Origin of the sequence: Corallococcus sp. CA053C (assembly GCF_003611675.1) — a bacterium.
Taxonomy (GTDB): Bacteria; Myxococcota; Myxococcia; order Myxococcales; family Myxococcaceae; genus Corallococcus.
This window is the reverse complement of sequence record NZ_RAWA01000904.1, coordinates 1-422: the sequence shown is the minus strand read 5'-3', so window position 1 is coordinate 422 and position 422 is coordinate 1. Positions and strand designations below refer to the sequence as shown.

Below are 422 nucleotides of genomic sequence, written 5' to 3'. Positions count from 1 at the left end.
GCGCGGTGGCGGGCGTGGGCGTGGATGCGTTGACGCCGACGGTGGACTTGCGGGCGCGCCTGGAGGTGCGCCTGCAGCGTGGAGGCTTTCGTCAGGGCGCCTTCGGCCCGGACTACGAACTGGCGCGCTTCCAGGTGGCGGGCCCGGCCTCCGTGCCGCTGGCGGAGGCGTCCTTCCCGGAGGGGTACTCCGGCTACGGTGAGGTGATTCTCAGCTGGGACGCGGTGCGCCTGAGGAGCATGCGCCAGCGACACCTCTTCCTCTCGCTGGGGGTGGAGGCCTTCTCCTGGGGCCGGGTGGACGTGGACGGGCGGGTGGAGGCGCAGCTCTTCCACCGGGACTTCAGCCTGAGCGTTGGTGGGCTGGCGATGGGGGCGGGCCAGCCGGGAGCGCGCTACCTCGTCTCGGGGGAAGCCCGGTGG

Annotated in this window: 1 pseudogene; it reads left to right on the top strand. The window is 73.0% G+C overall.

Annotation, left to right across the window (positions count from 1 at the left end):
* Positions 1–422, top strand: a pseudogene (locus D7V97_RS43810) (hypothetical protein); the annotation flags it as partial.